At 35.7% G+C, this 13,848-nt stretch carries 14 protein-coding genes and 1 other annotated feature; of the genes, 4 read left to right on the top strand and 10 right to left on the bottom strand.

Features of this window, described 5'->3' with window-relative positions:
* Positions 1 to 64: 64 nt before the first annotated feature.
* Positions 65 to 421 carry a hypothetical protein gene (locus COE49_RS12535; RefSeq protein WP_140417379.1) on the bottom strand — a complete coding sequence of 119 codons (357 nt, stop codon included), beginning with the start codon at positions 419 to 421 and terminating at the stop codon, positions 65 to 67.
* 141 nt (positions 422 to 562) lie between these two features.
* Positions 563 to 783, top strand: a binding site (T-box leader).
* A 277-nt stretch (positions 784 to 1,060) separates the two neighbouring features.
* Here COE49_RS12535 and nhaC point away from each other — a divergent pair.
* Positions 1,061 to 2,434 carry a Na+/H+ antiporter NhaC gene (gene nhaC / locus COE49_RS12525; RefSeq protein WP_088231032.1) on the top strand — a complete coding sequence of 458 codons (1,374 nt, stop codon included), beginning with the start codon at positions 1,061 to 1,063 and terminating at the stop codon, positions 2,432 to 2,434.
* Positions 2,435 to 2,480: 46 nt separating this feature from the next.
* Here nhaC and cpdB read toward each other — a convergent pair whose 3' ends face one another.
* On the bottom strand, positions 2,481 to 4,790 hold the full coding sequence (gene cpdB / locus COE49_RS12520) for a bifunctional 2',3'-cyclic-nucleotide 2'-phosphodiesterase/3'-nucleotidase (protein WP_088231031.1): 2,310 nt from the start codon (positions 4,788 to 4,790) through the stop codon (positions 2,481 to 2,483).
* Positions 4,791 to 5,153: 363 nt separating this feature from the next.
* On the opposite strand from cpdB, the gene COE49_RS12515 reads away from it, so the two are divergent.
* Both COE49_RS12515 and COE49_RS12510 read left to right on the top strand, forming a co-directional pair.
* Positions 5,154 to 5,933 (top strand): GDSL-type esterase/lipase family protein, encoded by a 780-nt coding sequence (locus tag COE49_RS12515; RefSeq protein ID WP_088231030.1) that lies wholly within the window; start codon positions 5,154 to 5,156, stop codon positions 5,931 to 5,933.
* Between the two features lie 72 nt (positions 5,934 to 6,005).
* Positions 6,006 to 6,452: a MarR family winged helix-turn-helix transcriptional regulator gene (locus COE49_RS12510; protein ID WP_088231029.1), complete on the top strand. Its 447-nt coding sequence runs from the start codon at positions 6,006 to 6,008 to the stop codon at positions 6,450 to 6,452.
* A 24-nt stretch (positions 6,453 to 6,476) separates the two neighbouring features.
* Here the strand turns inward: COE49_RS12510 and COE49_RS12505 are convergent, their stop codons facing one another.
* The 7 genes from COE49_RS12505 to argC form a co-directional block, all read right to left on the bottom strand.
* The gene (locus COE49_RS12505) at positions 6,477 to 6,683 is read right to left on the bottom strand and encodes a hypothetical protein (RefSeq protein WP_088231028.1); all 207 of its coding nucleotides are present in this window, start codon (positions 6,681 to 6,683) and stop codon (positions 6,477 to 6,479) included.
* Positions 6,684 to 6,740: 57 nt separating this feature from the next.
* Positions 6,741 to 7,301, bottom strand: a complete 561-nt coding sequence (locus tag COE49_RS12500; RefSeq protein WP_088231027.1) for a DUF2062 domain-containing protein — start codon at positions 7,299 to 7,301, stop codon at positions 6,741 to 6,743.
* Between the two features lie 137 nt (positions 7,302 to 7,438).
* Positions 7,439 to 8,389 carry an ornithine carbamoyltransferase gene (argF, locus tag COE49_RS12495; RefSeq protein WP_098882460.1) on the bottom strand — a complete coding sequence of 317 codons (951 nt, stop codon included), beginning with the start codon at positions 8,387 to 8,389 and terminating at the stop codon, positions 7,439 to 7,441.
* Between the two features lie 12 nt (positions 8,390 to 8,401).
* Entirely contained in the window at positions 8,402 to 9,562 is a 1,161-nt protein-coding gene (locus COE49_RS12490) for an acetylornithine transaminase (RefSeq protein ID WP_098945911.1), read from the bottom strand.
* Complete coding sequence (gene argB, locus COE49_RS12485; RefSeq protein ID WP_098945910.1) at positions 9,559 to 10,326, bottom strand: acetylglutamate kinase; 768 nt, start codon at positions 10,324 to 10,326, stop codon at positions 9,559 to 9,561. Before argB ends, COE49_RS12490 begins: the two co-directional genes overlap by 4 nt.
* Before the next feature lie 11 nt (positions 10,327 to 10,337).
* Positions 10,338 to 11,561: a bifunctional glutamate N-acetyltransferase/amino-acid acetyltransferase ArgJ gene (argJ, locus tag COE49_RS12480; protein WP_141556628.1), complete on the bottom strand. Its 1,224-nt coding sequence runs from the start codon at positions 11,559 to 11,561 to the stop codon at positions 10,338 to 10,340.
* 10 nt (positions 11,562 to 11,571) lie between these two features.
* Positions 11,572 to 12,609 carry an N-acetyl-gamma-glutamyl-phosphate reductase gene (argC, locus tag COE49_RS12475; protein WP_098356839.1) on the bottom strand — a complete coding sequence of 346 codons (1,038 nt, stop codon included), beginning with the start codon at positions 12,607 to 12,609 and terminating at the stop codon, positions 11,572 to 11,574.
* A gap of 224 nt (positions 12,610 to 12,833) precedes the next feature.
* Between argC and COE49_RS12470 the strand changes: the two genes are divergently transcribed.
* The gene (locus COE49_RS12470; RefSeq protein WP_088231021.1) at positions 12,834 to 13,022 is read left to right on the top strand and encodes a YqzH family protein; all 189 of its coding nucleotides are present in this window, start codon (positions 12,834 to 12,836) and stop codon (positions 13,020 to 13,022) included.
* Positions 13,023 to 13,051: 29 nt separating this feature from the next.
* Here the strand turns inward: COE49_RS12470 and COE49_RS12465 are convergent, their stop codons facing one another.
* Positions 13,052 to 13,846 (bottom strand): SDR family oxidoreductase, encoded by a 795-nt coding sequence (locus COE49_RS12465; protein ID WP_098356838.1) that lies wholly within the window; start codon positions 13,844 to 13,846, stop codon positions 13,052 to 13,054.
* Positions 13,847 to 13,848: the final 2 nt, after the last annotated feature.

Here is a 13,848-nt window from a genome sequence, read left to right as displayed (position 1 = left end):
CTGTCAATTATTTTTAAATCAAATAGTTCTTAAAAAAGAACAACTTATCATACGATAAGTTGTTCTACTTTCCATGTTGTATCTTGCCAATTTCTAAAATAATCTCTTCATCTTTTTTTCCTTCTGTATCAATTCCAAGTTGCTTCGCATGCTCAATTAATAATTCATGGCGCTGCTCAAACCTAGCCGTGTCTACTTCTTTCGTAATCTCTTCTTTTGTCTTTCCTTCAGTAGAAACTCCGAGTTTTGCAGCTGCTTTTTCCATCGACTTCTTCTCTTCAGTTTCTTTCACTTTCTTCACTTCTGACTGCTTTGTTTGACTTTGTTTTGACTGCTCTGATTCAGCTGCAAAAGCTGTGTAAATTCCAGCACTTCCTCCAACGACTAGTAAGGTGGTAAAAAGAATTATTTTTTTCTTCACTCTTTCCTCCCCTTTCAAATTCATTATAACGCACGTTTTCGCAGTATTAAAACTTTTCTCCTTTATTTCCCTAAAAAAATATTAAACATTTTTATTGACATGTAAGACGAATATATGATAAAAATTTAACTAACATCATATGAATCGGCGTTGATAGGATTTAGTAGTATTTCGATTTCTGATTTCAGAGAGCTGGTGGTCGGTGCGAACCAGTACAGAGCGAATTATGAATTACCCCCTGGAGCTTCTTTTACGAAACGTAAGGAGTAGTGAAAGACGGTTATAGACCGTTATGTCTAAAGAGTGGTGAAACGACACTGTTTCACAATTTAGGGTGGTACCGCGAATTTTTCGTCCCTGCATATATTGCAGGGGCGTTTTTATTTTATTAGCGCATATCATATGACCCTTTATTTTGTGATACATTCATTTCACAAGCTAGGGTGGTACCGCGATTTCTTCGTCCCTGCATAATTATATGCAGGGACGTTTTTTTATCCAATCATTTCCGTATCATATTGAGATATTGACAATTACCGGTGATTTGTCGCAAAATTCTAAAATTTAGAAGGAAATAAACAATATTGGCGAATTTTATATAAAAAAGAGCTATTTTAGATTATTTAGGAGGGGAAAACAATGGTTTCAAAAATTGAATCTGTTCTTTTAACAATTTTTATCTTTTTCTGTATTGGTTTTAGTGTTATTCAATTAGAAGTTTCACCACACATCCCAATTTTATTTGGTATCGTTCTTTTATTAGCATTTGGATTTATAAAAAAAATCTCTTGGTCTACTATGGAAAAAGGAATGATAAGCAGTATTTCAGCTGGTATTCCATCAATATTTATTTTCTTACTTGTAGGCGTATTAATTAGTGTTTGGATCGCAGCTGGAACAATTCCAACTTTAATGGTATACGGATTCCAACTTGTATCTCCAAAAATTTTCGTTCCAACTGTTTTTGTTGTTTGTGCCATTGTTGGAACAAGCATTGGTAGTGCCTTTACAACTGCTGCAACTGTAGGTCTTGCCTTTATGGGAATGGGCACTGCCCTTGGATACGACCCAGCTCTTATCGCTGGCGCAATTATTTCTGGTGCATTCTTTGGAGATAAAATGTCTCCTTTATCTGATACAACAAACTTAGCTCCTGCTGTAACCGGTGTAGATTTATTTGAACATATTCGTAACATGCTTTGGACGACAATTCCAGCTTTCATTATTGCTTTTATTGCATATTTCATTTTAGGAAGTGGATCTGGTGGAAACGTTGATTTCTCAGCATTTATTACTACATTAGAAAAAAATGCAACGATTTCTATCGTCACTCTTATTCCTATTTTATTACTGTTCCTATTCGCATTTAAAAAGGTTCCAGCAGTTCCAACATTACTTGCAGGAATCGTAGTAGGGATTATTATTCTCTTTATTTTTAAACCGAGCACTTCTTTAGCTGATTTAATGAAAATTATGCAAGACGGTTACGTTTCTAAAACTGGTATAAAAGATATTGATAGCTTATTATCTCGCGGCGGTTTACAAAGTATGATGATGTCAATTGCTCTTATTTTCCTAGCTCTTTGTATGGGAGGTTTATTACAAGGAATGGGTATTATCACGCAGCTAATGAATATCATCTCTAGCTTCGTAAAAACTAGTACACGCTTAATTATTTCTACTGCTTCAACTGCAATTGGTGTAAACTTCTTACTTGGCGAACAATACTTATCAATCGTTTTAACAGGGCAAGCATTCGCTAACAAATACGATGAAGTCGGTTTAGAACGTCGTAATTTATCACGAGTATTAGAAGATGCTGGTACAGTAATTAATCCGCTCGTACCATGGGGTGTAAGTGGCGTATTCCTAACAAACGTCCTCAGCGTCCCAACACTCGATTATGTTCCATACGCAATCTTCTGTCTAGCTTGTCCAGTCGTAACGATTATCGTTGGTTTTACTGGATTTGGCCTTTCATGGAAGAAAGAAAAAACAGTACCAGTTTCATAATATAAAAAGGATTACCAATTAAGGTAATCCTTTTTATATTCCTCTACTATCTATTCGCTTTCTTTCTTCTAAATAACATAAGTAGTCCCGCACCAACAAAAGCCAGACCTGCTCCGATTGTAGAAGCAACGCTTGCACCTGTTTTCGGTAAATCACGTTCCTCTTTATCTGCTTCTTTATTTTCACTTACAGTTGTTTCTTTTGTATCTTGATTATCCGTTTGTCCAGTTCCTGCGTTATTTCCATTATTACCTTCATCCGTTGGTGGTGTCGTTGGATTTTCTCCATTATTACCTTCACCTGTTGGCGGTGTCGTTGGATTCTCTCCATTATTGCCCTCACCTGTTGGTGGTGTCGTTGGATTCTCTCCACCAGTTTCCTTATCATCATTCTTCTTCGTTATATCAATTGCATATTTAGCAAATTCGTTTTCAGATGGTCCAACATATGATATTTTCCCATCTTTCTTTATATACTTTTGGGCATTTGGTGAAGAATCAAATGTTGTATTCAATTTATCTGCAACAATCGGTTTGAACGTCCAATTTTGATCTGCTGCTGGATCAATAACTGGTGTTTCTTGCATATACTTCACAATGATTTGACGTGTTTCATCTTGTGATTGGTATACAACTTCCCCTTTACTTACACCAGGGAACGTTTGGCTACTTCCACGATAGTTATTTGTAGCAACGATGAACTCTTGATTGTCAGCTACAGGCTTACCTTCATATGTCATATTTATAATACGATTCGTATTTGCATTTACAACTTTTCCATCTTTATCGTATTTTGCCGGTTGTGTTACATCAATTTCGTATTTTAAGCCATCTAAAATATCAAAGTTATATGTAGGATATCCTATATTTACTAATGGCTGTTCTTCTGTTTTCTTTGGATCAATTTGATTAAACTGACCTGCAGACATTTCAAGCCATTCTTTCACTTGTGCCCCATTTACTTTTACAGCATATAACGTATTTGGATATACGTATAAATCTGCAACGTTTTTAATCGCTAACGTTCCAGCTGGAATATCAGTATAATAGGTAGCCCCGTTTCGTCCACCCGCTTTAAATGGTGCTCCTGCAGATAAAACTGGGATTCCTTTATATTTACTATATTGTCCATTTTCAGCAAATAACTTTTCTACATACCATTTTTGGGCATTTGTTACAAGTTGTACAGACGGATCATCTTGTACTAATGAGAAATAACTATTAATTGGCGCTGTTGTTTTTCCTACCGCTGTATTCACATAATCAATTGTCGCTTGATGATCATCTTTAATTTCATTAACTAATTTTTGATCAGATTGTACTAATGGGTTTCCTTTACTATCAGCAATCGGACGAAGTTGTGGCTTCGACTGCTCTTTTTGCACTTCCCATTTTCCGTTTACCTTTTTCAATTGCATATCAATAATACCTAAGTTACTTCCAAAGACACCAGGCATTACAACTGGAACACCATTAAATACATCCTTCACTTCTGTATGTGAATGTCCCATTAATACTGCATCTACACCAGGAACCTCTGTTAAATAATACGACGCGTTTTCCATTCCAACGTTGTATCCACTCTTATCAACACCTGAATGAGCTAGTGCAACAATAACATCTGCACCTTCTGCTTTCATTTTTGGTACCATTTTTTTCGCTGTTTCAACAATATCTTTCGCTTTTACTTTTCCTTCTAAATTTGCTTTATCCCAATTCATAACTTGAGGTGGAACAAATCCCATTACCCCAATTTTCACTTTTTGTTTTTGACCAGCTTCATCTTCTACTTCTTTTTCAAAAATATGATATGGTTTAAAGTAATTTTGGTCATTCTCTTCATTATTATCTTTGTCGTCTTTATAGACGTTCGAGTTAATAACCGGGAACTCTGTTTTACTAATCACTTTGTTTAAGTAATCTAAACCATAATTGAATTCATGATTCCCAAGAGAGATGACGTCATACTTCATTAAATTCATTAAACGATATAATGGATGTACATAATTAGGATCCACAGGCTTCTTCGGATCATTTATTTTATTCGCTACGTAATCTCCAAGCGGCGTCCCTTGTAATGCATCCCCATCATCAAATAGGACAGAATTTTTCGCTTCTTCACGCGCTTTATTAACAAGTGTTGCAGTTTGTACGAGACCTACTTTATTATCTGTTTTCGTTTGATAATAATCGTAATTCATTAAGTTAACGTGAATATCTGATGTTTCTAAAATTCGTAAGTTAACTGTACTCTCCCCAGTTTTCTCATCCGCATAAGCCGTTGTTGGCAACACTTGTGGCGCTATCACACCAATAGCAAGAGTTGCTCCAGCTAGCATTTTTTTTGACTTTTTCACAAAAAATCCCCCTTATACAATTACCCAATATAATGAAATAAATCTCTATCTATCTCTAACCTCATATTTTTTTCTTCTAGTAGAGATTCGATTTTTATTTCATTCCGCTTTAACGGGTAGTCCCACAAAAGCTCGATAGCTGAAGACTAACTATTAACGGAAAATAGACTTCCCACTAACCCTAGTTTCACCTTATCTGACATTATCATATATAATGTACTTTCATATCGTCAATATTTTTTGACATGCTTCTACAAATTTTCTGTAAAGTTATTGTAAAATTTTCATAGATATATAATATGCCCTTACATTGTTAATACTGCTGAATATGATACAATTACCAATTACAAGGAGGATGAATTTATGAAAAAAGTCATCTTAACAATTGTTTGTCTCCTCCTTCTAATCATTTCTTATTCTTATTTTGAGAAGAACGATGAGACAAAACAAAACGAAGCCGAAGAAAAAACAACAAAAACATCCACTCCAAGTTGGATTGATAAACAAACAAACGATTCCTTTTATCACCTTGTTTTAGGTGATTCACTCGCCAAAGGATATGGATCGACACAAGGGGGATTTGCTGAATTAGCTTCTAAACAAATAGAAGCACAAATTCATAAACCAATTACAGTAGAAAACCTTGGGATAAACGGTCTTACAACAGATCGTCTCGCTAAAAATGTTCAATCAGAAGATATAAAGCAAAAAATTAGAGCAGCAAATATCATTACGATTAATATCGGAGGAAATAATTTATTTCGCTTAAATCGTGATGTCGGTGTTATAGACGGTATTAAAATGTTAAATAAAGAAAAAGCTCATTTTGAAGCGGATATAAAAAACATTGTAAAGACAGTTCGCGATCAAAATCCGAACGCTTTACTCATTCTCTCTGAACTCTATAACCCGTTACAACTCGATGACTCCATCGCAAGTTATGCAGATATGTTTTTAGATGGCTGGAATGAATCTGTTTATTCCATTGCAAAAGCAAATCAACCATCTATCGTTTTACCAATTCGAAAATTAATATCGAATGATAAAAAAGAATTATTATTTGACCAAGTACATCCCAATGATAACGGCTATGCCATTATTGCTAATACATTTACAAAGCAAGTGTTATCCTACAAATATTAAAGCGTCCATGAAACAATTCTATTTTTATACCATGCCTTTTTTGTTACAATGAGAGTGGAAGGGGGCCTTTATATGGAATCACGCGAGTGGGAACGTATTGTTGATCATCTTCTTTCGCTAGTGCCTCTTTTTTATCGCAAATTTATGCTTCCTGGAGAATTTTCTTCTCAAAGACATATGCCGCCATCACATACACAAGTATTACTACTTCTGCATGAAAATGGCACATTAGCAGTTTCCGAAATCGGCAAGCGGCTAGCGATTTCACGGCCTAACATGACACCTCTATTAAACAAACTGATTCAAGAAGAACTAATAGAGCGTCATTATAGCGAAAAAGATCGACGGGTCATTTTAATTTCCCTAACAGGTGAAGGGAAATTGTTAGTAAATCAGTATCAGCAATTCATTTTAGACAAACTAAAAGAAAATTTCCAAACATTATCTGAGGAAGAGCGTGAGAAGCTCATTCATTCTCTTCAAACCATTCAAAATTTAATTTTGAAAACAAACGCATAAAGCTGCTTCTAAATAGAAGCAGCTTTATGATTCGTAATAATTACCATAGTATACATTTGAATATGGCCATGTTGTTAAATATGGTTTTTGTTCCTGCGTAGGCTGTTGTTGTGGTATTTGTGATAATTGCTGTAATTGTTGTTGCCGATACAATTCGTATTGTCTATTCATATCATATACAGAATAATAATTTACATATGGATATACTTGAGGTACGTAATAATAATACATTATTCTCTCCTCCTTTTTCTTAAACATATTCAAAGGAGAAAATGAATGTGACACTCTTTATATTTGCACAAGTGGTTCTCGCACTCGTTTCTTTCTTTTCTTCAAACGTAACTTCCGGTTCTTTTCATATAAATAATGCACAACAAAATATGAGATTACCCCAAACACAACTCCTATTATCGTCATACCAATCAATACATATACTTCACTCTGTAATACACTCTTTAACATTGTGAAAATATGGCTCGAAAACAAATCTGATATCGTAAATGGTTCATGATGTACTTTCTGAACATGAAATGGATAAATCATTTTCCCTAACGCATACGCAAATGGAAATAAAAATACTGGGAGAAACGATATCTTCCCAATAATATTGCCAATGACTGCCGCTGGAAAAGACCCTTTTGCTAACCTGACGATCGGATAAAATATTAAATATACGAGCGATGCCGTATAAATTACTAACATTTCTAAACCAAAGCCAATGGCAAAACCTAATGATACTTTCTTTGCTCCTTCTGGCGATCGAAGCAACTTATAGTATTGAAACTTTAATATTCTCCACATCCGCTGGAAAAACGAATATGTTTTCTTAGTTGTTTTCAAATTCATCATCTCTTTAACTATATTTTTATTCCTAGTATGCCCTTACATACTCTGAAAAACAAATTTCACTTTCTCTTTTATTATAAATGATATAGAAATGGTTAACCAAATATACATATGACATTTCAACACAAAAAACCTCCCTTTTAGGAAGGCTCTTCTACATTTTTAAATAAACTTACTAATAATGCTTTTTGCGCATGTAATCGATTACCAGCTTGCTCAAAGACAACAGACTGTGGTCCATCTATAATGTCCCCTGTTACTTCTTCCTCTCGATGGGCAGGTAAACAGTGTAAGAAACGATATGTTTCCTTCGCATGCATAACAAGTTCTTTATTTATTTGGTAAGGTTGAAATAACTTATATTTCTCTTCTTCCCCCTCTTGCCCCATACTCATCCAAACGTCCGTATAAATGAAATCTGCTTTATTTACCGCTAATTCAGGATTATGCAAAATTTCAATTTCAGCTCCTGTTTCTTCAGCAATTGCCAACGCTTTTTTTACAATCTCCTCATTCGGTTCATACCCTACAGGTGTTGCAACTGCCATATTCATTCCGACTTTTGCACTCGCTAACAACAATGAATGACATACATTATTTCCGTCACCTACGTAAGCCAATTTTATTCCTTTAAATGTACTTGTTTCTTCATATATTGTCATTAGGTCTGCCAATGCTTGACAAGGGTGATGATCGTCCGTTAATCCATTAATAACAGGTATGCTCGATTCTTTCGCAAGCTCTTCTACATCCGCATGCGAGAATGTACGTATCATAATCCCGTCAATATAATGCGATAATACTTTCGCAGTATCTGAAACGGTCTCTCCTCTTCCCATTTGCATCTCTTTCCCACTTAAAAACATGCCATGTCCTCCGAGCTGAACCATTCCTGCTTCAAAAGAAACGCGAGTACGAGTCGAATGCTTATCAAAAATAAGTCCTAATATTTTGCCTTGCAGTAAAGGCTCCTGCTTATTCTTTTTTAAATATATAGCAAACTCAATTAAAGAAATGATTTCTTCTTGCGTCAGTTCTTCTAGTGTTAAAAGATCTTTCGTATTTAATTTCGGTACTTGTACAGTTGACATGAAACTTCCCCCTTATATGATTGATGCGTTTTTTGTACAAACTACTTTTTTTATCATATATACTGCCTGTTCTAGCTCTTCATTCGTTACAATGAGTGGTGGTAATAGTCTTATAACATTAGGACCTGCTTGTAATACGAGTAGCCCTTCTTTTTCTAATTGTTCTATAAAACTCCCAACTTCTTGCTTACATTCGATTCCAATCATAAGCCCCTTACCACGAATATTTTGAATACAGTCGACATGTCGTAATTCCTCTCGCAACTTCTCTAATACGTACTCGCCCTTTTCCTTTACTTCTTTTAAAAACGATGGTTTCTTACTTACTTGCAATACTTCTTTCGCTGCAGCCATCGCAATATAATTCCCGCCGAAAGTTGAACCGTGTGCTCCTGCAGTAAACGATGTTCCGAGTACTTTCTGGCCGATCATCGCTCCAACAGGAATGCCATTTCCAAGAGCCTTAGCGGTAGTAACGATATGAGGATTTATTCCCATTTGTTCGTAAGCAAATAATGTCCCTGTTCTTCCAATTCCTGTTTGTACTTCGTCTATAATAAATAAGGAACCGAACTTATTACATAATGTTTCAATCGCTTTCAAAAAAGATAGATCAGCAGGTATGACTCCTCCCTCTCCTTGAACAACTTCTACCATTACCGCCGCAACCTCTTCATTCATTACTGCCTCTAACGCCTGTATATCATTAAAAGGGATATGTAAAAAAGATGGAAGCAATGGACCAAATCCTTTTTTCACTTTATCTTGCCCTGTTGCACTCATCGTTCCAAATGTTCTACCGTGAAAAGATTGCTCACATGTGACGACTAAAGATTTTCCGGTATGCTTACGTGCTAACTTTAAAGCTGCTTCATTTGCCTCTGCCCCGCTATTACAAAAAAACACATAATCTAATGCTATGTCTTCTGTTAATAACAACGCGACTTCTTCTTGTAAGCTGTTTGTAAACAGATTAGATATATGCCATATATTACCCTGTTGCCCTTGTACAGCTTTCATAACAGTAGGGTGACAATGCCCTAAATTACATACACCAATCCCTGACGTAAAATCTAAGTATTGTTTACCGTTATTATCAATAACTTTCGTTCCCTTTCCTTTTACAAACTCAATATTTCTTCTTCCATACGTTTGAAAAAGATGACTTGTCATACGATACTCACGCCTTTCGTTACCGTCGTTCCAATACACTCTCCTGTAACCTCAGTAAAATTTTTTGTACCATTTACGATACTTACCTTTTGTACTCCCATCTTTAATGATGTAAGTGCAGCCTGTACTTTCGGAATCATCCCACCTGTAATGACCCCTTCTTCTATAAAAGTAACAATCTCAGATTCATCCGCTTTCTTTATCAAATCCCCTTCATGTAATATCCCATCTACATCCGTAATAAAAATGAGTTCTTTTGCGGATAGCGCGGCTGCAACTCCAGCTGCAGCTGTATCAGCATTTATGTTATAAATTTCATTACCACCTACCCCGATTGGAGCAATAACAGGAATATAATCCGAGTTTATTAACCCTTTTAATAATGATGTTTCTACATAACTTACTTCCCCCACATATCCTATCTCTTCGCTGACAGGTTGAACTTGAAGTAACTTACCATCACACCCTGAAAGCCCAACCGCAGGTAAATTATGCTTTTGTAAATTCATTACGAGTTTTTTATTCGTACTCCCGCATAGCACCATTTGAACAATATCTATAACTTCTTTCGGTGTTACTCGTAATCCATCTTTCTTTTCCACCTTAATATTAGAGGCTTCTAGTTTGGCATCAATTTCTGGACCACCGCCATGGACAATCACTACCTTATACTTCTGTTGCAATTTCTTTATACAATCAAAAAACACACTATTTAATTGATCTAACATACTACCACCGCATTTCACTACAATATAACCGCTCATCTTCTCCCTCCTTATGTACGATAACAAGCGTTTATTTTCACATAGTCATAACTTAAATCACAGCCCCAAGCTGATCCTTTTTCTTCTCCTAAATGTAAATAAACATCAATGACTATTTCATTTTCTTGTAATCTCTTTTTCATTTCCTTCTCAGAAAACATTTGAGGTTCACTATTGTTTAAAACCGAGATAGATTGAAGAGTAATATCAATTGTATTCGGATTAATAACTATTTCACTTTGTCCCATACTACTAATAATTCGTCCCCAATTTGGGTCTTCACCGTATATTGCTGTTTTCACAAGACTCGAACCGACTATTTGCTTTGCAATCTTTTTTGCCTCTTCACTCGTTTTCGCACCTTGCACATTCACCTCAATTAACTTCGTAGCCCCTTCTCCATCTTGTGCAATTTTTTTCGCTAAATCTTCACATACCTTCTGTAAAGCAAATACGAAAGTTTCCCATTCTTTATGTTCCATACTCATCGTTTTCGTTTCTGACAATCCACTTGCCATAACGATGACCATATCATTTGTAGACGTATCTCCGTCTACCGTAATTTGATTAAATGTATAATTCGTAATTTGTGATAATGCTGTTTGCAATACGCCATGCTCTATATTGACGTCTGTTGTAATAAAACTAAGCATCGTTGCCATATTCGGATGAATCATCCCTGAACCCTTAGCAACACCAGCAATGGTCACTTTCTTCCCATCAATAATCATCTCATAGCAAGTTTCTTTCGTTATAAGATCCGTCGTTAAAATCGCTTCAGAAAAAGAACCTGCTTCACTTTCTTCCTTCGCCGGGATAAGAGTTGCAACTCCCTTTCGGATTATATCCATCGGTAAAGGAACACCAATTACACCTGTTGAAGCTACTGCAACGTAATTTTCTTTCAAACCAAACTGTTCTGCTCCTAATGCACGCATCTCATATGCATCTTGTAATCCTTTCATCCCCGTACAAGCATTTGCATTTCCACTATTGACGAGAATGGCTTGTAATTTCCCCTCCGCCGCTATGCTCTCTTTCGTTACTTGCAGGGGAGCTGCTTGTATTTGATTTGTCGTATAAACAGCGGCACTTGCTGCTGGTACTTCACAAACGATTGCGCCTAAATCCTTTTTCTCCTTTTTCAATCCATTCGCAGTACCAATTGCCGAAAAACCTTTCGGCGTTACAATTGAACCATTTTCTAATTTTGTAATAGACTCTACTTTAATCATCATGTCCCCCTTATAGATAAAGCGGCATATGCTGTAAACCTGTTGTTTCTTCTATTCCCGCTACTATATTTGCATTTTGAACCGCTTGCCCAGCCGCACCTTTCATCATATTGTCTATAACAGAAACGACCGTCACCCTTCCTGTTCTTTCATCGTAAGCTATCCCCATATCACAATAATTTGAGCCCCTCACTTCTTTCGGACTTGGAAATTCTCCTTGCTTGCGAATTCGAATAAAAGCTGATTGTTCATACGTTTCTTCATATAACTTTTGAAGTTGTTCTATTTCCATTTCTCGTTTTACTTTCGCATAAAGCGTAACCATAATCCCCCTTGATATCGGTATTAAATGTGTACTAAACGTGATTGGCTTCGTTTCACTATTCCACTCTGCAAGCATTTGCTCAATTTCAGGAACATGTTGATGCTCATTTACTTTATAAATACGCAAGTTATCGTATAACTCAGGAAAGTGAGTCATTGTTGTTGGACTTTTTCCCGCTCCAGATGCTCCTGATTTCGCATCAATAATAATGGAATCTTCTTCAATCATGCCGCTACGTACTAACGGCAATATCGCTAATAATGCAGCTGTAGCAAAACATCCTGGGTTTGCAATTAAATTTGCATTTTGAATCTCGGACCTTTTCCATTCACTTAATCCATATACAGCTTCCCTAAGAACTTCTTCTTTTGCAGCTGCCCTTTTATACCACTGTTCATATGTCGAAGGATCTATCATGCGAAAATCTCCAGATAGGTCAATGACTTTTAAACCTACTGCCAATAATTTAGGAGTTAACTCTGCCGACACTCCTGCTGGGGTTGCTAAAAATACAATTTCTGCTTCCTTCTTTATTTCCTCCGCATCAATTTCTTGTAACGTATGGACAAGAACATTTCGAAAATGCGGATATATATTTGTTATACACTCACCAACTTGCGAAAAAGAATGGAGAGATGCTATCGAAAAATATGGATGCTGCTCTAATAACCGAATTAACTCAACGCCCCCATATCCAGTTGCTCCAATAATCGCGACTTTCATAAGCTCCTCCTCAAATCAATTCTTTAAATTAAGTATGATTATAATATTGTATATTTATAGAGTCAATTAAATATTTATAAATTTTTAAAACTTAAAAAACTTAATTTTACTAGGAAAACAATATTTACAACCTGTTTTTTATGCAAAAACAATGTATAATAGCATTTTCATTTCACTTCAAGTACAATGAAATAATACATGTATACATACAGGCGGGGAGAAACATGAATGAAAAATTAATTGAGAAAATGATTACAAAAAGTTTTCAGCAATATCAATGCAGTCCTGCGTCAAAAGAGGATCAAGAAATGCTAGTGAAATATATTAAAACGACCATTTATTCAAATGCTGAAATTGATGTATATGAGGCAATTGAGGATATCGTTTATGATTATGTAACTGGAAAACAATAAAAAATAGGAGGTTTCCATATGGAAACCTCCTATTTTTTACTTAATGATTTACCTGCTACACGTTCAAATAAACCTGGGAATAAAGCATAAAGTTTTGGACCAATGCCCATCCACTTCGGTAAGTTTACTTCACGCTTTTTCGTATGCATCGATTTTACAATTTGTTCTGCTACATATGTTGGCTTTAACATGTAACGTCCCATATTTTTCACATATGTACCTGATTGATCAGCTATTTCAAAAAAGTTCGTATCTATCGGACCTGGGTTAATTGCTGTCACATAAACATCTGTATTCGATAATTCCATACGTAAACTATTCGTAAACCCTAATACGGCATGTTTCGTCGCTGCATAAGCACTCGATTTCGGCGTTGCAATTTTTCCAGCGAGTGAAGCAATATTAATAATTTGTCCTTCGTTCCTTTTTACCATATACGGTAAAACTGCTTTCGTACAAGCTACTAATCCGAATACATTTACTTGAAACATATCCTTTACCTCGTCCATTGACGCTTCTTCAAACGTTTTAAAAATACCAAATCCCGCATTGTTTACTAATATATCAATACATCCCACTTCTTGTAATACCTTTGAAAAGACAGATTGTACCTTTGTCTCTTCACTTACATCTAATACATAATAATAGCAAGGCGTATTATAAGTTTCTTTAATTTTGTCTGCTAACGCTTTTAATTTCTCTTCTGTTCTAGCCATTAATACTGGAGTCGCCCCCTGCTCTGCAACTTGCATTGCAATTTGCTCTCCAATTCCACTAGAAGCACCTGTAATGACGATTACTTTATTTTGTAAACGTCCTGTCATTG

This window comes from Bacillus sp. AFS029637, from assembly GCF_002584985.1.
In the GTDB taxonomy this organism is placed as follows: Bacteria; Bacillota; Bacilli; order Bacillales; family Bacillaceae_G; genus Bacillus_A.
Note: the sequence above shows the minus strand (reverse complement) of the source record. Positions and strands in the feature narration are given on the sequence as shown.

Excerpts from the sequence above, each read along its gene's own strand:
- COE49_RS12470 (WP_088231021.1), top strand. The coding sequence starts at position 12,834 with ATGAATGAAAAATTAATTGAGAAAATGATTACAAAAAGTTTTCAGCAA.
- argB (WP_098945910.1), bottom strand. The coding sequence starts at position 10,326 with ATGAGCGGTTATATTGTAGTGAAATGCGGTGGTAGTATGTTAGATCAA.
- COE49_RS12490 (WP_098945911.1), bottom strand. The coding sequence starts at position 9,562 with ATGACAAGTCATCTTTTTCAAACGTATGGAAGAAGAAATATTGAGTTT.
- argF (WP_098882460.1), bottom strand. The coding sequence starts at position 8,389 with ATGTCAACTGTACAAGTACCGAAATTAAATACGAAAGATCTTTTAACA.
- argC (WP_098356839.1), bottom strand. The coding sequence starts at position 12,609 with ATGAAAGTCGCGATTATTGGAGCAACTGGATATGGGGGCGTTGAGTTA.
- nhaC (WP_088231032.1), top strand. The coding sequence starts at position 1,061 with ATGGTTTCAAAAATTGAATCTGTTCTTTTAACAATTTTTATCTTTTTC.
- COE49_RS12465 (WP_098356838.1), bottom strand. The coding sequence starts at position 13,846 with ATGACAGGACGTTTACAAAATAAAGTAATCGTCATTACAGGTGCTTCT.
- argJ (WP_141556628.1), bottom strand. The coding sequence starts at position 11,561 with ATGATTAAAGTAGAGTCTATTACAAAATTAGAAAATGGTTCAATTGTA.
- COE49_RS12510 (WP_088231029.1), top strand. The coding sequence starts at position 6,006 with ATGGAATCACGCGAGTGGGAACGTATTGTTGATCATCTTCTTTCGCTA.
- COE49_RS12515 (WP_088231030.1), top strand. The coding sequence starts at position 5,154 with ATGAAAAAAGTCATCTTAACAATTGTTTGTCTCCTCCTTCTAATCATT.
- COE49_RS12500 (WP_088231027.1), bottom strand. The coding sequence starts at position 7,301 with ATGATGAATTTGAAAACAACTAAGAAAACATATTCGTTTTTCCAGCGG.
- COE49_RS12505 (WP_088231028.1), bottom strand. The coding sequence starts at position 6,683 with ATGTATTATTATTACGTACCTCAAGTATATCCATATGTAAATTATTAT.